Source organism: Vibrio sp. 1249-1, assembly GCF_033340495.1.
Genome location: NZ_JAWOWJ010000425.1, coordinates 1 through 761, shown reverse-complemented (window position 1 = coordinate 761; position 761 = coordinate 1). Strand labels below are relative to the sequence as shown.

Genomic DNA, 761 nt, shown 5'->3' with positions numbered 1-761 from the left:
GACTTCCAACACCTTGATTAAAGTTTAATGTCTGGAAGTACTTAATCGCAGTATCTTTCGCGTAGAACGAACCGTTCAGTGCGGCAGATGCACCTTTGGACTCCGTCGTGCCGTAAACCGCCATATCATCAATAAGCAGAGAACTGTGCGCCACAATATCACCGACGACGAAATGTTGTTGGAAAGGGTTATTCGTCTTGAGATGCAATTGATGGCCTTTTGATTCAATGGTGCCACAAACGTTAGTATTGAATATATCGGTCGTACTGTGAGTCAAAATTTTACCAATAATGGTGTTGTACTTACCGTCAATATGAAGCGTCGACCCCGTTAGCTCTATATCCCCATCGATGAGAACATTATGCAGTTTTGTTGGGTAGGCCGACAGAAGGTCACCATAAATAACAGTGTGTTTGTTTTGGTAATCTTCAATGCTAGAAGCTTGCTCATTGTTAACCTTCAACTCGACCGAAAGCGAGCGAAGTGAGATGCGTTTATTAGGCTCACCAATTCGGTTATTACCCTCTAAAACAATGCCTTGATGAGCTTCTAGTATGACTTCGTTCTCAGGTGAAGAGGAGATGATGGAATCACCAGCGGGTAATACGATCTTGCCATGGCAAAAAAAGGTAGTGTCTGTTCTTTGAATATCAAAAGAACTATGAGTTGAGCATATTTGGTTTAGCTCAGATGGTTTCGCAACGTCATAAACCGTTGCTTGTGCTGTTAACGGCATCAACATGGCCGTAGCAATAACGCAG

At 42.8% G+C, this 761-nt stretch carries 1 pseudogene; it reads right to left on the bottom strand.

Annotated features, from left to right (window positions below):
- A pseudogene (locus tag R7Z50_RS26780) lies at window positions 1–761 on the bottom strand (polymer-forming cytoskeletal protein); the annotation flags it as partial.